The sequence below is a fragment of the Chryseobacterium urinae genome, assembly GCF_030518295.1.
Classification (GTDB): Bacteria; Bacteroidota; Bacteroidia; order Flavobacteriales; family Weeksellaceae; genus Chryseobacterium; species Chryseobacterium mucoviscidosis.
This window is the reverse complement of record NZ_JAULSJ010000053.1, coordinates 1-16,409: the sequence shown is the minus strand read 5'-3', so window position 1 is coordinate 16,409 and position 16,409 is coordinate 1. Positions and strand designations below refer to the sequence as shown.

At 35.5% G+C, this 16,409-nt stretch carries 16 protein-coding genes; 8 read left to right on the top strand and 8 right to left on the bottom strand.

All coding sequences use genetic code 11. The features are described 5' to 3' along the window. Positions 1–286: 286 nt before the first annotated feature. The 3 genes from QWT87_RS20195 to proS form a co-directional block, all read right to left on the bottom strand. Complete coding sequence (locus QWT87_RS20195) at positions 287–1,621, bottom strand: Nramp family divalent metal transporter (RefSeq protein WP_302718445.1); 1,335 nt, start codon at positions 1,619–1,621, stop codon at positions 287–289. A 107-nt stretch (positions 1,622–1,728) separates the two neighbouring features. Continuing rightward, positions 1,729–3,036, bottom strand: a complete 1,308-nt coding sequence (locus QWT87_RS20190) for an OmpA family protein (RefSeq protein ID WP_302718443.1) — start codon at positions 3,034–3,036, stop codon at positions 1,729–1,731. 127 nt (positions 3,037–3,163) lie between these two features. Continuing rightward, positions 3,164–4,639 carry a proline--tRNA ligase gene (gene proS, locus QWT87_RS20185; protein ID WP_302718441.1) on the bottom strand — a complete coding sequence of 492 codons (1,476 nt, stop codon included), beginning with the start codon at positions 4,637–4,639 and terminating at the stop codon, positions 3,164–3,166. 144 nt (positions 4,640–4,783) lie between these two features. On the opposite strand from proS, the gene QWT87_RS20180 reads away from it, so the two are divergent. Together QWT87_RS20180 and QWT87_RS20175 are read left to right on the top strand one after the other, a co-directional pair. Continuing rightward, positions 4,784–5,872: a prolyl-tRNA synthetase gene (locus QWT87_RS20180; RefSeq protein ID WP_302718439.1), complete on the top strand. Its 1,089-nt coding sequence runs from the start codon at positions 4,784–4,786 to the stop codon at positions 5,870–5,872. 54 nt (positions 5,873–5,926) lie between these two features. Beyond that, complete coding sequence (locus QWT87_RS20175) at positions 5,927–7,306, top strand: OmpP1/FadL family transporter (protein WP_302718438.1); 1,380 nt, start codon at positions 5,927–5,929, stop codon at positions 7,304–7,306. An 84-nt stretch (positions 7,307–7,390) separates the two neighbouring features. Here QWT87_RS20175 and QWT87_RS20170 read toward each other — a convergent pair whose 3' ends face one another. Both QWT87_RS20170 and QWT87_RS20165 read right to left on the bottom strand, forming a co-directional pair. Next, complete coding sequence (locus QWT87_RS20170; RefSeq protein ID WP_302718447.1) at positions 7,391–8,104, bottom strand: ZIP family metal transporter; 714 nt, start codon at positions 8,102–8,104, stop codon at positions 7,391–7,393. Between the two features lie 2 nt (positions 8,105–8,106). Beyond that, a complete protein-coding gene (locus tag QWT87_RS20165; protein WP_302718436.1) occupies positions 8,107–8,832 on the bottom strand; it encodes an SAM-dependent methyltransferase in 726 nt (241 codons plus the stop codon). Positions 8,833–8,954: 122 nt separating this feature from the next. Here QWT87_RS20165 and QWT87_RS20160 point away from each other — a divergent pair, with 122 nt between their 5' ends. Continuing rightward, on the top strand, positions 8,955–10,118 hold the full coding sequence (locus tag QWT87_RS20160; protein ID WP_302718434.1) for a THUMP domain-containing class I SAM-dependent RNA methyltransferase: 1,164 nt from the start codon (positions 8,955–8,957) through the stop codon (positions 10,116–10,118). A 31-nt stretch (positions 10,119–10,149) separates the two neighbouring features. On the opposite strand, the gene QWT87_RS20155 is transcribed toward QWT87_RS20160, so the two are convergent. Continuing rightward, positions 10,150–10,518 (bottom strand): helix-turn-helix transcriptional regulator, encoded by a 369-nt coding sequence (locus tag QWT87_RS20155; RefSeq protein ID WP_302718432.1) that lies wholly within the window; start codon positions 10,516–10,518, stop codon positions 10,150–10,152. A gap of 151 nt (positions 10,519–10,669) precedes the next feature. Here QWT87_RS20155 and QWT87_RS20150 point away from each other — a divergent pair, with 151 nt between their 5' ends. From QWT87_RS20150 to QWT87_RS20140, 3 genes are all read left to right on the top strand, one after another. Next, positions 10,670–10,876 carry a hypothetical protein gene (locus tag QWT87_RS20150; RefSeq protein WP_288460651.1) on the top strand — a complete coding sequence of 69 codons (207 nt, stop codon included), beginning with the start codon at positions 10,670–10,672 and terminating at the stop codon, positions 10,874–10,876. A gap of 46 nt (positions 10,877–10,922) precedes the next feature. Beyond that, a complete protein-coding gene (locus QWT87_RS20145) occupies positions 10,923–11,711 on the top strand; it encodes a GLPGLI family protein (protein ID WP_302718430.1) in 789 nt (262 codons plus the stop codon). An 89-nt stretch (positions 11,712–11,800) separates the two neighbouring features. After that, positions 11,801–12,202, top strand: a complete 402-nt coding sequence (locus tag QWT87_RS20140) for a branched-chain amino acid ABC transporter substrate-binding protein (protein ID WP_302718429.1) — start codon at positions 11,801–11,803, stop codon at positions 12,200–12,202. Between the two features lie 2 nt (positions 12,203–12,204). Here the strand turns inward: QWT87_RS20140 and QWT87_RS20135 are convergent, their stop codons facing one another. Further along, positions 12,205–13,017, bottom strand: a complete 813-nt coding sequence (locus QWT87_RS20135; protein ID WP_302718427.1) for a hypothetical protein — start codon at positions 13,015–13,017, stop codon at positions 12,205–12,207. Positions 13,018–13,163: 146 nt separating this feature from the next. Between QWT87_RS20135 and QWT87_RS20130 the strand changes: the two genes are divergently transcribed. After that, positions 13,164–14,168 (top strand): glycosyltransferase, encoded by a 1,005-nt coding sequence (locus QWT87_RS20130; protein ID WP_302718425.1) that lies wholly within the window; start codon positions 13,164–13,166, stop codon positions 14,166–14,168. A gap of 379 nt (positions 14,169–14,547) precedes the next feature. Here QWT87_RS20130 and QWT87_RS20125 read toward each other — a convergent pair whose 3' ends face one another. After that, positions 14,548–15,774, bottom strand: a complete 1,227-nt coding sequence (locus tag QWT87_RS20125) for an aminotransferase class I/II-fold pyridoxal phosphate-dependent enzyme (RefSeq protein ID WP_302718423.1) — start codon at positions 15,772–15,774, stop codon at positions 14,548–14,550. Positions 15,775–15,928: 154 nt separating this feature from the next. On the opposite strand from QWT87_RS20125, the gene QWT87_RS20120 reads away from it, so the two are divergent. After that, positions 15,929–16,387: an Lrp/AsnC family transcriptional regulator gene (locus tag QWT87_RS20120; RefSeq protein WP_087708027.1), complete on the top strand. Its 459-nt coding sequence runs from the start codon at positions 15,929–15,931 to the stop codon at positions 16,385–16,387. The last annotated feature ends 22 nt before the right edge of the window (positions 16,388–16,409 follow it).

Here is a 16,409-nt window from a genome sequence, read left to right as displayed (position 1 = left end):
GGGCTAGAGTTGAAGTCGTATTTTAAATATTGGGAAATCTGTTATGCGATAAATTTAATAGCATTACAAACATCAGATTTGAAAAAAATAATGATAGTCCAAAATTTGTCATCATTGAAAAACCTTTGAGTTCTTTGCTAAGTAGAACGGCTTAGTAAACTTAAAAATGGATATGAGTCTTTAAAAATCTTTGAAGACTCTGCGTTAAAAATTAAGCACAATGATTAATTAAATATATTGACCAAAACTGATGTCAATCTAAAAAGAAAATTATTTTGTTCCTAAACTATTTCCCGAAAAAAGTCTGATACAGAAGATAAACATTCAGAATAATAATAATAAACGAAATAATCCAGACACAGATTTTCATGAAAGGTTTATTCACAAATTCCCCCATTTTACCTTTATCACTTGTAAACATAACAAGCGGAACCACTGCAAAACTTAATTGCATCGAAAGGATAACCTGACTTAAAACCAATAAATCCGTAGTTCCTTCTTCGCCATAAAGAATAGCCACAATAAGAGCGGGAATTACAGCAATTAGTCTCGTGATCAGCCTTCTCAACCATGGTTTTAATCTGATGTTCAGAAAACCTTCCATTACAATCTGTCCGGCAAGCGTTCCGGTAAGCGTAGAATTTTGTCCCGAAGCGAGAAGAGCAATCGCAAAAGCAATACTTGCCATTGAAGCTCCTAAAATCGGAGTCAGCATCTTATAGGCGTCATGAATGTCGGCAACATTTTTATTTCCTGTTGTGTGAAAAGTTGCGGCCGCCAGAATAAGAATTGCAGCATTAATGAAAAATGCAAGCATTAACGAAACCGTACTGTCTAAAGTTGCAAATTTGATAGCCTCTTTTTTACCTTCTCGTGTACGCTCGTAATCCCGGGTCTGAACAATGCTGCTGTGCAAGTACAGATTATGAGGCATCACGGTAGCTCCCAAAATCCCGATCGCAATGTAAAGCATGGCGGGATTCTGAATGATTTCTTTTTGAGGAATCAAACCAGCTAAAAGTTCATTAACAGCAGGTTTAGAAATAACCAATTCATACACAAAACAGGCGAGAATAATAAAAATCAGTCCGCCGACAATACTTTCGATCCATCGGAAACCTTTTGACTGAAGGAGAAGAATGAAAAGAACATCAATGGTGGTGATGACAATTCCCCAAGTAAGAGGAATATGAAAAAGTAAGTTCAGTGCAATGGCAGAACCGATAACTTCTGCAAGATCGCACGCCGCAATGGCAATTTCACAGAATATCCAAAGAATAAAATTGGTTGCCGGACTAAAATGATCTCTGCAAGCCTGTGCCAAATCTCTTTCCGCAACCACTCCTAATTTCACAGACAGATGCTGCAAAACCATTGCGAAAATATTTGAAATTAAAATGACAGAAAGCAGAGTGTAGCCAAATTGTGCACCTCCTGCAATGTCTGTAGCCCAGTTTCCGGGATCCATATATCCTACGGCAACCATTAATCCGGGACCTGCAAACGCAAGATACTTTCTCCAGAAACTTGCATTTTTAGGAACTTTTACCGAAGAATATACTTCGGATAGTGAATGAGATGTTTTATCTTTTCGCCACGCGGCTTTTAATTTCAGATTCATAAATGTTAGAAATGACTAACAAATATAATTAAATAAATGAAAACGGAGAATATTAGAAAACAAAAAATCCTGAAAAATTTCCGGGATTCTGATTTATGTTTTAAATATTATTTTGTAAATCGTACAGACATTTTTCTGTCAACCGCTCTTTCTTCATTAGATGCAGATGCAGGTACTGTTGCAAACTCGCTTCCATATCCGTCTGCTCCCGTTACCTGTGGTCCAACTCCCTGTTTTTCAAGCCATGTCTTAATATAGTTGGCTCTGTCTGCAGAAAGCTTAAGGTTTTTAGCTTCGTCTCCGGTTTTATCTGTATAACCGCCAATTTTTATTTTTGCTTCAGGATACGCTTTTAAAATAGCCACTAAATTCTGAAGCTGTCCTTCAGATCCTGCTTCAAGTTCTGTAGCACTTCCCAATTTAAAGTTTACATGGTCAAAATTATACCACGTTTTCTTTAAAGCAGCATCATCTTTAGCATTTTTATAACCTCCGGATTTTAAGAATGCAATCATATTGTCTTCCATTCCTCCTTTGTATCCTTTTAAAGTAACACCGTTTAAGTCGATATTCTCATCAACTTTAGCGCTTGCAGACTTCATTGAAGCTGTATCTGATGTTTTAGCATTTACGGTGTCTGTAACTACTTTACCCGAGTCCGTCATAGTAGTCGTTGTAGTTGTTTCTTTTTTCTCGCATTGTTTCCAGATGAAATAAGCTGCTGCTATTAAAAGCAATAATGGAAGCAACCATTTCCAGATAGATCCGCCTCCTTCATTGTTGTTTCTTTCCGGGAAGGTTCCGTTAGGCGCTGTACTTCTTGTTACCTCAATTTTCGGCTCTTCGGAAACAGGATTTTTAATGGTATCCTTATCATTGTCGAATTTGTATCCTTTAGCCCAGTCCCAATCACCCATATTTAAAGATGCCAGAGAAAGTCCTGCAGGTAAAAGTGTAGAAATAATACCTTTCTGATCACTAAGTAAACTTGAGATTCCATTTCTGTCAAGATTGTTGTCGGCAGCATATTTTCCTACAGAACCGATGGTTGCACCAGTCACCAGATTTAGTAATGAGCTTGACGAATTGTTGCTGATTCCTGCGTAGGTTGCAATTCCGTTTACAATTCCGCTTAACTTATCACCAAAAATTAATGATAAAAGACTGGAAATGATAGAATTGTTGGAAGAACCTCCCATCAGATTGCCCAAAATTCCATTGGAAGAAGCTCCTGAAATTGCATCTAAAACGGCAGGATTGTCTGAATTGTTTGCTAAACCTCCCACAACAGCAGGTAATAAAACTCCGATTGCTTTTGAAATAGCGGACTCGCTTTCCCCAAACTGTGATGCAGCCTGAGACACTAAAGCAGGACCTAATTGTCCTTTAATTAAATCAATAACATTTAAAGACATAATAAATTTATTTTAAAGATTAATGTTAAGATAAATTTAAACAAAAAATAGTCCAAATGTTGATTTTAAAAAAAAATCTGCAAAAATTCCTGAAATTTTTGCAGATTTAATAATTTTATGTTAAGTTCTAATAAGCTTTTGCAAATAAAACTCTTCTTTTTGATGGTTTACCGGAAATTAACGAAATTCCTTCTTCAATATCATCATCCAGAGGAATACATCTTATCGTTGCCTTAGTTTCGTCCTTAATCTGCTCTTCTTCTTCGGCAGTTCCGTCCCAATGTGCATAAATGAATCCTCCTTTTTCTTCTAAAACCTTTTTGAATTCTTCATAAGTATCTACTTTCGTGATGTTATTTTTTCTGAATTCAAATGCTTTATTATAAATATCCTGCTGAATGGTTTTCAGTAATTCTTCAATATAAGAATCTAAACCGTCAATAGAACGGACTTCTTTCGTTAAGTTATCTCTTCTGGCAATTTCCACAGATCTGTTTTCAAGATCTCTTGGTCCCATTGCAATTCTTACAGGAACACCTTTCAGTTCATATTCAGCGAATTTCCAGCCCGGTTTGTTCTGTGTATCATTATCAAATTTCACAGAAATTCCTTTTGCTCTCAGTTTAGCCTGAATATCTAAAGCCACTTCGCTGATTTGCGCCAACTGTTCTTCTCCTTTAAAGATCGGAACAATCACAACCTGAATCGGAGCCAAAGTAGGAGGAAGTACCAATCCGAAATCATCAGAGTGCGTCATAATCAAAGCGCCCATCAAACGCGTTGAAGTTCCCCATGATGTTGCCCATGCGTGTTCGATTTTACCTTCCTTATTCGTGAATTTCACATCAAATGCTTTTGCAAAATTCTGTCCTAAAAAGTGAGATGTTCCCGCCTGTAAAGCTTTTCCGTCCTGCATCAATGCTTCAATACAGTAGGTTTCGTCTGCTCCTGCAAATCTCTCTGAAGGTGTTTTCAATCCCTGAATTACAGGAATTGCCATAAAGTTCTCTGTAAAATCTGCATATACTTTATTCATTTTTTCAGCTTCTTCAATTGCTTCATCTTTTGTAGCATGAGCAGTATGTCCTTCCTGCCATAAAAATTCTGCCGTTCTCAGGAAAAGACGTGTTCTCATTTCCCAACGGACAACATTCGCCCATTGGTTAATTAATATAGGTAGATCTCTGTAAGACTGGATCCAGTTTTTATAAGTATTCCAGATAATTGCTTCTGAAGTGGGACGAACGATAAGTTCTTCTTCCAGTTTTGCATCCGGATCTACAATAAGTTTTGAAGGATTGTCCGGATCTGTTTTCAATCTGTAATGGGTTACAACTGCACATTCTTTAGCAAAACCTTCTGCGTTTTTTTCTTCAGCCTCAAATAAGCTTTTGGGCACAAAAAGCGGGAAATAAGCATTAACGTGACCTGTCTCTTTGAATTTTTTGTCCATTTCGTCACGCATTTTTTCCCAGATCGCATAGCCGTATGGTTTAATCACCATGCATCCTCGTACTCCTGAGTTTTCAGCTAAGTCGGCTTTTACCACCAACTCATTATACCATTTGCTGTAATCTTCGCTTCTTGAGGTTAATTTTGCCATTATTTTTTAAAATTTTTTTAACTTTTTTATGTTATTGTTATCTAAAAATAAAAATCTATTTTTGATAGATTTTTGTAACCGTATTTTGGTACATTTTTAGTACAGATTGCAAATATAATTTAATTTAAAAATTTTTACGTTATCATGAAAAGAAATATACATAAAAATTTGCTCGGAATGTTAAAATCCAAAGGGATTCTGGCAATATCAGGCGGATTATTACTTGTGTCTTGCGGCGCTCAGATGGGTGGCTACAGCGAGACAGATGGCGTTTATTACGACCCGAATAAAGATACACTACCTGAAGGCGTAATCATCAACGACAGAGGAAACAGAGTCGGAGAAGATTACAACTATTATCAGGATGATTCCAATGTGATTCAAAATGCTGAAGCCAATGCTAAAGAAGGAAGATACAACGACTGGAATAATTATAATTGGAATACTACAGCTACAGATTCAGACTGGGGAAGCTACGCAGGAAGCCAGACCAACTATTACGACAATTCATGGGGATGGGGTTCTCCTTGGGGTTGGGGAGGATGGTATGGCGGCTACAATCCTTATTGGGGTTGGGGCGGCTACGGCGGCTGGAATCTTGGACTTTCCTGGGGATGGGGAGGCTCATGGGGATGGGGCTCCGGCTGGAACATGGGATGGGGATATTCTCCATACTGGGGCTACAATCCATATTGGGGTTGGGGCGGATACTATGGTAATCCTTATTGGGGCTACGGCGGATATTGGGGTGGCGGATATTACGCACCAATGTACAGAAGAAGTGGCTCTAACGGAAGAGGTTTCAATACTTATAACGGCGGATTTGCAAGCAAGTATGGCGTAAATTCCGGTGGATTCAGAAGAAGCAACAGCAGCGTGGGCGGATTCAGAGATTCAGGTTCAAATAATGGAGGATTCAGAAATTCTGGTAACGCAGGAGGTTTCAGACAAGGAAATACAAATGGAGGTTTCAGAAATCCAAACCAGAGCGGAACAAGACCTCAGGGAGGCTTTAGAAATCCAAATCAGAGCCAGCCTAGACAAAGCTACAATTACCCACAACAATCTCAGCCAAGATATAATGACGGAGGCTTCAGAAATAACGGAGGCTTTAATAATTCCAACAGCGGCGGCGGCTTCAGATCAGGAGGCGGTGGCTTTAGCGGAGGAAGCAGCGGCGGCGGATTCAGATCCGGCGGTGGCGGCGGAGGCGGTTTCCGTGGTGGCAGATAATTTTAAAAAGTAATAACTATTCAAAAAATAATGTTAAAAAAATCTTTAGCAATAATGAGCATTTCTGCTGCATTTTTTGCGCAGGCTCAAGATGTTTCTGTGATTAGAAATACGGTGGATGTTTATTCTAATGCTCCAAATATAGGTTCCGCTAAGTTTAATGCGATGGGAGGTTCCAATGGTGCTTTAGGAGGTGATGCGAATTCGCTGCTTACCAATCCTGCGGGGTTAGGGGTGGCAATTTCGGGGGAAATTTCCGGAACATTATCTATTACAAATAATAAGAATACCTCTACTTATGCAGGTTCTTCTTACGGATACAGCATCAATAAAGGTGATCTTGGAAACTTAGGAGCTGTAATGACGTTTCAGTTGTTAAGTGAAAGTGCATGGAAATTCATCAATATCGGGGTGAACTATTCTAACCAATCAATTGAGAATTATATTGAAACTCCGGGAAACAGCAATTTAGTATATGATTTTCCTGATGGAAAAAGTTCTTCATTTGGAAGACATGCCTATGACAGATATGGATATTCATCCAAAACAAGTGTTGGAGTAGGAGCTAACTATAATAATAATTTGTATTTAGGAGCAGGATTAAATTTCTTTAATTCTTCAATAGATCAGTCGGATACAGCAATGTTTAATTCTTTGGCTGATGGAAGCTCTGAATATTTCAGTAAGCAGAATACTCCTTTCTACGAAAAAGGAAACGGTTTTTCAGCTTCATTGGGGGTAATTGGAAAATTAAGTCCTAATTTCAGATTGGGAGCCGCTTTAGAAACTCCGACTTTCTGGGATATCGACAGAAGCTATAATTTCTACAATGATCCTATTTACGGAGATGATACTGCTATTGAGAACAGAAAATTAACCACTCCTTTAAAGGCAACAGTAAGTGCTGCATTTATTGCGAGTAAAAGTTTTGCTTTGAACGTAGATTATACATTAGGTTTAACAAAGCCTAAATACAAAGTGTACGGAGATGCTGAAACGGAGCTGAATGACTTCTTTAAAGAAAATTACAAAAATTTATCTGAAGTAAAGATCGGTGCAGAGTACAGAGTTAAGCAATTCAGACTGAGAGGAGGGTATTCTTACGCTTCAAGTCCGTTTGATGCTTTAACGGTGAACAGATATTCCAACAGTGGAGGAGTGGATGAAAATCAATCGTACAGCAATCTTATTCTAAATGACAGAAATGCTTTATCTGTAGGTTTGGGATATGATTTCAAATCATTCTATATTGATGCTTCTTATCAGAACATTACCTCAAAATACACCAATCCGTTCTTGTACGGTAATGTAGACGGTAATTACGAAGCAGGATATTATTCGCCAAGCCGTTTAATTTCAAGTGATGCTTTTGCGGTGTCGGATGTTAAAAACGTAAGAAACAATTTCTTTATTACACTTGGATGGAAATTCTAATCTAAAGTAATAAAACCTATAAAAAAGCTCCGAACGTAAATTCGGAGCTTTTTATTTAATATATTCAACAGTCTTTTGTTATCATTAATGAGCATGACTGTGAAAAAGATGCATAACCAACGCCAATGAAACCCCTAAAATCACAAGCCCTATTTTTAGCCAGTCGATGTTATGGTTTTTATTACTTTCAAAAATAATTACCGAAGAAATATGCAGGAAAATTCCTCCTACGATCGCCAGAAAGTAAGGCTGAAGATCGGGATTGAAATAATTTCCGAGCAGCATTCCCATTGGTGAAGCCAAAGCAAAAAGGGCAACAATCAGCAGGGAAGGATAGGAAGGAGTAGATTTTGATTCATCTTTTCGGTTAAATAAAAATGCTCCCAAAATAAACGATATCGGAAGATTGTGAAAAACAATTCCTAAAAGATAAGGCGATAACTCCTGTTCTTCATTCGCCAAAGGAATTCCTTCAATAAAAGCATGAATGAAAAGTCCCACCATTAAAGCAACAGGCAGAATATTATGTTCGCTGTGATGATGAAAATGTCCGTGCTCGAAACCTTTGGTTAAAGCTTCTAAAATCATTTGCAGCAAAACTCCGGCAATCACGAAAATTCCAAGACTGTTTCCTGTTTCTGAGGTATAAACCTGTGGAAATACTTCATTCAGACAAATGGTAATCAAAAATCCGGCACTTAAAATCAGGAGATTTTTTGCCAGTTTTTCTTTTTTACCGAAATGTTTTCCAAGAAATACTCCTGTAATAACGCTTAAAACCAGTAAAAGTACGGTAATCATTATTTTTTCTTGAATAAATTAATGCAACGCGGAGAAGTTTCCTTATTAAAATCGTTCAGTTGATAATCTCCCCAGATTTTTATTCTTTCGAAACCGCATTCTACAGCATAAGAATTGATGGCATCCAACGTATGAAGTTTTACTTTTTCGAAGAAATGATAAGGTCTTCCGTCTGCTTCAAATTGAATGTCTTTTACAATATGTCTTCCCTCGATTTTCTTTTTTATTTTAAACTCAATATCTCCACGAACGATGGCAGATTCCGGAACAATGCTTTTTCTTACGTATTCTTCATTCAGATAATCCAGAACAAAATATCCGCCCGGTTTTAATGCATTATAAACCGACTGGAATACTTTTTTGTCGTTATTTTCATTATCAAAATATCCGAAACTCGTAAAAAGATTGAAAACAGCGTCCATCGGATCTGCATCAATCGGGTTTCTCATGTCGTGAACATCAAAAAGCAAGGTCTGATTCTCAAACTGCTTATCGAATTCTATACTCTGTCTGGAAAGATCAAGTCCCAAAACATCATACCCGAGTTTATTAAGAAAAACCGAATGTCTTCCTTTGCCGCAAGCGAGATCGATGATTTTTGAGTTCGGCGGAAGCTGCAGTTCGGCAGTAAGTTTTGTGATGAAATTTTCCGCTTCTGTATAGTCTCTGTTGCTGTACAGTACATGATAATAAGGGGTATCAAACCAAGATTCAAACCATTCCATTCTGCAAAAATAGTGTTTTTTGGGCGATTGTCTGTTGTTGCAAACCCATGGTTTTTGTAGTTGCAGTGATTTGTATAAACTATAAACTGACAACCAACCACTAAAATTGCTATTTTTGCAGAATGAATACAGAAAATATACAGATTCAGATAAAAACATTTTTCGGACTGGAACAGATCTTGGCAGAAGAGATTAAAAAACTGGGCGGAAGGAATGTTGAGGTTAAAAACCGTGCGGTAAACTGTGAAGGAGATTTAGGATTTTTATACAAGATCAATTACTCTGCGAGAACAGCTTTAAAAATTTTGGTTCCGATTCATGAATTTAAAGCTTTCAATCAGCACCAGTTTTACGACAGGCTTTTTAAATTCAACTGGGAAGAATTTATGGATGTGGATCAGTCTTTTGCAATTGATTCTACGGTAAATTCCGAAACATTCAAGCATTCTCAGTTTGTAACGCTGAAAATGAAAGATGCAATAGTGGATTATTTTCAGGAAAAATTCAAAAAACGTCCGAATGTAGAAACCAAAAATCCGGATATTAAATTCCACCTTCATATCGACAGAGAATTGATTACGATTTCTCTGGATTCTTCGGGAGATCCTTTATTTAAGAGAGGATACAGAAGAGAGCAGGGAGAAGCTCCGATTAATGAAGTTCTGGCAAGCGGAATGCTTCAACTGGCTGGTTGGGACGGAAAAGGTAATTTCCTTGATCCGATGTGCGGTTCGGGAACACTTTTAATAGAAGCGGCAATGATCGCTTTGGATCTTCCGGCGCAGATTTTCAGAAGGAGATTTGCTTTCCAGAACTGGAAAAATTATGACGCGGAGCTTTTTACCAAGATTAAAGAATTCAGAATCAACAGGGTGAAAGAATTTACCGGAAAGATCGTTGGCTACGATATTGATGCAAGAATGCTGAATGCGGCAAGAATGAACATTGAAGCAGCAGAAATGGAAGATGTAATTGAAGTGAAGAAACAGAATTTCTTTGATTCCAAAAAAGAACTTTTCCCTTTGTTAATGGTTTTCAATCCGCCTTACGACGAAAGAATTTCTATTAATGATGATGATTTTTACAAGAAAATAGGCGACACTTTCAAAACTCATTATCCGAATACATTGGCATGGCTGATTTCTTCTGATCTGGAAGCGGTGAAGAAAATCGGTCTTCGTCCGTCAAGAAAAATCAAGCTTTTCAACGGAAAACTGGAAACCAGATTTTTGCAGTATGAAATGTATGAGGGAACGAAGAAAATTCATAAATTAGAAGAAAAATAAAGTGAAAACCTTCCGGAAGTGGAAGGTTTTTTTATTTCTGTTCCAGCTTTGCAATTCTATCTTTTAACTCCTGAATTTCTTTTTTCAGTAAGGAAATATATTCCTGTTGGTTTTCAAGCAGGTATTCCGGAACGTTACAGTATACATTATTGCTTCCAATATAGTTGCCGGAATTATTTTCAAAGTTTTGATGAATTGAATTCTCTTTTTCAGATTGTTTAATATCATCTACTTCTACATCCAGTAATTTTGCGATGCGTTCCCACTCTTCATCTTTAATCTCAACTTCACCTTTTTCTTTACGGAGATAATGAGTTTGGCTGATTTTAAGATGTTCGGCAATATCCTGTTGAGAGAAATTTCTTTCTTTTCTTGCCTTGATTAATTTTTCTTTTATCATAGAAATATTTTTCACAAATATAAAACAAAATTATGCGAATAAATTCGAATAATTTAAATTTGGTTTTTATTAGTTAGGGATATAGATTTGTATGAAAGTTTTCCGGAAGAACTTTAAAGGAAATTTTTATCAACAATTAAAAAAAACAATTATGAAAAAAGCACTTATGTTTGGTATGGTATTTTTAGGAATATCAACTGTATTTGCCTTCCCATTCCGTCCATCTTGTGGAAAAACAACAGTAGAAGTTATAGGAACCGGAGGAATGACTAACCAACAATTAGCAAATTATCTAGCGCAAATTAATTATGATTTATGCGATGTTTGGCCATCTCATATTATAATTTACTCACATTAATAAATAAGGCAGTCCGTTAATAGGGATTGCCTTTTAAAATAAACCAATGAAACAAGTACTTTTTTTCTGCGTCATTTTTATTTCGATTATCGGTAAATCTCAAACGCCTTTTAATGTGGAATATGAAGCAGATTATAAATTAGTTTATAAAGACCAGAATATACCCAATGCACCTACTCAGGATGCGGCATTTGCTTTATTGATGAACAGGGAAGAATCGTATTTTAAAAATTTAAATAAATATGTCAGTGATTCTTTAAAATATGAAAGAAAATTAAATGATAAAAGTAGTTATAATGACTATTTGAGATATTTTACTCCTTTTGATGAAAATATAGGCATTACCTCAGCTAAGATATATGTTACCGTACCCATTTCAGGGAAGAACTATAAATATGAAGAAAGTAATGATATGAATTGGAAGTTGGAAAATGAATATAAAAAAATCGGAAAATATAAATGTCAAAAAGCTACGGCTAAAAAATATGGCAGAACGTGGACTGCGTATTTCACAAATGAAATACCTTTTCCTTATGGTCCTTACAAATTCAGTAAATTACCGGGATTGATTTTAGAGGTTTTCGATGACAAAAAAGATTATGTTTTTACACTGTATAAATTTGGAAAAAGAAAATATCTCTGCAAGTCCGCAAACATGAATTCAAAAGCAGAAGCCATACAGAAACAAAAAATTTTTGATTACAAAAGAAAAGAAATGGGCAATCCTAACAAATATTTAGAACATATAGGCGATGAGGAAACAAGACAATTATTAATAAAGAAAAGTTCAGAAAAAGCGAAGAGATATAATCCTATTGAACTCAGTATTTATTGATGTGTAAATTTTAAAAGCCTTCTATTTGTGGAAGGTTTTTTTATGATTTTTTAAATAAAAAATATATTTTTGTCAAAAAAACTCAAGCCATGAATTGGAATTTTCTGGATATTTTAGACATTGTATTCGATGCTTTGGAATTGTTTGGAAGTAATTCTTCTTCAGATCTTAGTTATCACGAAAAGCCAAAAAATGAAAAGAAAAAAAAGTATTTTACAGAAAAAGTAAGTGCAGTATTTCTTTTTTCTTCGGGAGTTTTATTTTTTTTCGTATTCAAAGATCCATTGTCTTCTGAAAAATATGTTCAGACATTAATTGTTGCTTCACTTATTGGAGTTGCTATTTCATTTTTATTATTTTTTGTTTTACATTCTTTAGAAAAATACTATTTCAAGAGTGTTTTTCAGTGGCTTTTTTTCAGTGTTTCTGTAATGTCTTTTTTTATTTCTTTGGTTTTGTGGATTTATTTTAAATCAGGACTGTTTGTTTAATTTTATTTCCAATCCTCGACTCTGGAAAGTAAAAAAATGACTAAATAGAGTAAAAATCCTACGACTATAATTTTAGCTCCCAAAAACAGATCTTCATCATCTTTTTTGTTAATAGGTTGTAGAAAAACCCCTGAATAATCGGATACTGCTTTGCCATAGCTATCATAATCAGGATCTGTTATAGTAAGATATTTGAATGTTTTTATTTTTTGAAAATCATAGTTTTGCATTTCAGATTTAATTCTGTTCATAAATATACCCATTTGCATTTCTTCGGGAATAAAATTTGTATCAGAAAGTTCTTCAAACTTCAGAGAATAATAAGTATTGCTATTAGGAATAAAATGGTACAGAAAATAAATCTGTAAATAACGGGTTCCGTTATTTGTGTTTTCTTTTATCGTTTTATAAATAATTGGTTCATTGATGACCTCAAATTTCTCAATAAATAATTTGGGACTTCTTGATTCATAAATCTTTTCTACTGTAGTAGTTTTTGCCTTTACATCTTCTTTGTAACTGTTCATAAGATTCATAACTCCAAATTGTATTATTAAAATACAAAGCAGCGATGAAAATAAAATGATATCTTTTCTTTTTTCACTAAGCCTAAATTTTTGGATGAATTTCATCTCAATAGAATAAGCAGGAATTAATGTAAATAAGATGGCAAATATCCATGTTCCGAATCCAAATTTTGGAGGAAAAGGATGAATATTAAATAACCAATATGAGGGTATAAAAATAAAGGAAGTTGTAATTAAGCCAATAATAAAAATTATAATAGAATATTTAAATTCTCTAAAACCACTCATCACATTTATGTTTAAAGGTCAAAAATACTCAAAAATCAATTATTGAGGTCTAATGTTGCTATTTATCATCTAAAATTAAGCTGTTAATTTCCAAAATCTTTTTGCTCATTCCTTCCCGAATAAGTAATTTTGAAAAATTTTCAGATTTGAAGCCTACCATTTCCATTATCGTTGCTATTTTTAATCGTAAAGACGAACTTTTTGAACTCCTGAATTCTCTTACTGCACAGACAGACAAAGAGTTTGAGATCATTATCGTGGATGACGGCTCATTAATCGATTTAAAACCAACGATTTCAAAGTTCGAAAATTTTTTAACCATTAAATATTTCCGAAAAGATAATTCAGGACCCGGCTTATCGAGAAATTACGGGGCAAGAAGAGCCGAAAACGAATGGCTTGTTTTTGTAGACAGCGACGTGATTGTAGAGAACGATTACATCGAAAATATCAAAAAAGATATTCTTGAAATTCCCTGTGATGCTTTTGGAGGAGCAGATAAGGCGCATAAAGGTTTTAATTTAATGCAGAAAGCCATTTCTTATTCCATGACTTCTGTTTTTACGACCGGCGGAATCAGAGGAAGTAAAAAAGCGGTTTCAAAATTTCAGCCCAGAAGCTTTAATATGGGCGTAAAAAAAGAGATTTTTGAAAAAGTAGGAGGTTTTTCAGAAATGAGAATAGGAGAGGATCCGGATCTTTCCATGACGCTTTGGGAAAATGGTTTTACGACTGCTTTTTTCGATGATATTGCAGTCTATCACAAACGAAGGGTAGATTTCGGAAAGTTTTCAAAACAGGTCTATCAGTTTGGTTGTGCAAGACCTATTCTTAATCAGAGACATCCGAATTATGTGAAGATTTCGTTCGCATTTCCTACCTTATTTATGTTGGGCTACATCATGGGCTTTGTAGAATATTTCATTTTGGGGAAAGGCGTTATTCTTGCATTTTATGGGTTATATACTTTTATGGTTCTTTTCCACGCTTTATGGGTGACCAAAAACATCAGCATTGCCGGAATGGCGGTTATTTCAACCTACATCCAGATGTTTTCCTACGGTTATGGCTTCTTAAAATCGTGGATTTTACTGAATATTTTAAGGATGAAACCCGAAGACGCCTTCCCGAAACATTTTCATAAAGTTTGATTTTACTACTAAAATTTTTGATGCTTTACTTTTTAGCGTAAATTTTTTGACGCAAAGATTTTTTAGCAAAGCTTTAATTTTAGTCAGCAAAGGCAAATAAATTTGCTACGCAAAGCTTGAAAATACGCTTCATCAAAGCAATTTGTTGATTCTTCTTTGCTCTCTTAAATAATGGGTATTTAAAATTAAACTTTGCGTTAAAAAAACTATGATTTTCGATTACAGAAATATTGCTTTTTAGGTGCGGAACTTATCTAAAAAAAATATATTTTGTTAGCTTTTAAAATGCTGCAAAAATTAGCATACAAAATATCTTCTATAACATTTGCGGTTAAAAAAACAAAAGCTGTCGAATCAACAACAGCTTTTTTTACAATAATTAGGATATGGAGATGGTTTCATGGCTGAGAACACCTGTTTTGAGCATGCATTCTCTCATCTTTTCATACGTTCGTTCGATGTCGTGATCCAGACCTATTGAGAATCTGATCAGTCCATTGGAAATTCCCATCGCAGCACGTTCTTCCTCCGGAATTTCAGAAGAAGTGGAGCTTCCTGAGCATGAGAATAAAGTTTTATAAAAGCCTAAACTTACCGCAAGATAACCCAGATTTTCCTGCTGCATTAATTCCATCAGTTCATTGGCTTTGTCTGTGGTTCCCGCGTCTAAAGTCAGCAAACCACCGAATCCGTACTCTTCGTGCATCATCGTTTTCATCAGTTCGTGGTTTTTATGAGATTTTAATCCGGGATAAGAGACACGCAATCCGTCTTCTTCAAATCTTTGTGCAAGATACATTGCGTTATAACTGTGCTGTTTCATTCTGATGTGCAGCGTTCTGAGGTTTTTAAGAATACTTGCAGAACGAAGACTGTCCATCGTAGGTCCCAACAGCATACATGCTCCGTTATTCACGTTTTTCGTATCGTTAATGAATTCCTGAGTTCCACAGTACACTCCGCCAACGGTATCGCTGCTTCCGTTGATAAATTTCGTTAAAGAATGGATCACGATATCTGCGCCCAAAAGCTTTGGCGAAATAGAAAGCGGAGAAAAAGTATTGTCTACAATCAGCTTTAAGTTGTACTTTTTACAGATTTCAGAAAGTTTTCTTAAATCAGCAACTTCTAAAAGCGGATTGCTCACACTTTCACAGTAGATGATTTTTGTGTTTTCAGTAATTGAGTTTTCAACAGATTCAAAATTATTGATGTCTACAAACGTCGTCTGAATATTGAACGGCGGAAGAAAATTTTTCATAAAAGCATACGTTCCGCCGTAAATTGTTCTGCTCGAAATAATATGATCTCCGCTTTTGCAGACCTGCATCAGAACCGAAGTAATCGCTCCCATTCCCGATGCGGTAACGTTTGCCGCTTCTGTATTTTCAAGTTTGGCTAAAGCCTGCGCAAGATACAGATTCATCGGAGAAGAATGTCTTGAATACAAATAGCATCCTTCTGCATTTCCTTCGAAAGTATCGAACATCGTTTTCGCAGAAAGAAAAGTATAAGTAGAACTGTCGGAAATCGATGGGTTTACTCCGCCAAATTCACCGAAATATTGCAAATCCTGTATTTCGTTGGCTGCGTTAAAGTCGTTCATATCGTTTAAGTTTTTATGCTATAAATATGAATAACCTTCAGAATTATTACAACAGAAATTTAAATTATCAGATTATAAATCTATCATATTTTTAAATGATAGAAAAAAAGTTTATTATATTTGAATTTAATAAACTTTTGACTAAAATTTATCTATGAATTTTGATGAAACGGATAAAAAACTGCTCCTTTTTCTGCAGGAAGATTCCAAACAAACCACCAAAGAACTGTCTCATAAGTTAGGTTTGTCCGTTACGGCTGTTTATGAACGCATCCGGAAACTCGAAAATACGGGAGTGATTTCAAAATATGTTGCGATTCTGGACAGGCATAAAATCCAACGAAATTTCATTGTGCTCTGTCATATCAAACTCGCTCAGCACAAAAAAGAATACGTTCTGCAGTTCGAAAAAGAAGTGATGAATTTAGAAGAAGTGACCGAATGTTTTCACGTAAGCGGAGACTACGATTATATCTTAAAAATCGGGGTAAAAGATATGGAAGACTATCGTAATTTTATGCTTACAAAACTTACCACATTGCAGCATATTGCAAGTACACACAGCTCTTTCATGATCTCTGAGGTAAAAAATACAACGGCAATTGTTTTGTAGAGGAAAAAGTTTTTTTCAGGAG